The 243-nt window shown below is 40.3% G+C and carries 1 protein-coding gene; it reads left to right on the forward strand.

Going from position 1 to position 243, the window contains the following annotated elements; all coding sequences use genetic code 11:
• Positions 1 to 243, forward strand: a 243-nt coding sequence (locus tag AC04NP_RS30885) for a phosphopantetheine-binding protein (RefSeq protein ID WP_482863995.1), incomplete at both ends; no start/stop codon positions are given.

The following is a 243-nucleotide window of genomic DNA, read 5'->3' on the forward strand; positions in this document are numbered from 1 at the left end:
CTGTTGGGTGTTGAAAAGGTGGGTATTTACGATAACTTCTTTGAACTGGGCGGCCATAGTTTACTGGCAGTCCGATTGATTTCCAAGATACAAGACATAGGCTATGGAATAAATATTAAAGATATTTTTTCAAACCCAAGTATTGCTTTATTAAGCACCAAATTATCCTCATTTGCTGATAGCTATCAGGTAACGGAGAACGGTATTGTGGAGGGCTGTGCCTATATCACCCCTTCCATGGTC

It is taken from the genome of Agaribacillus sp. DX54, assembly GCF_056858335.1.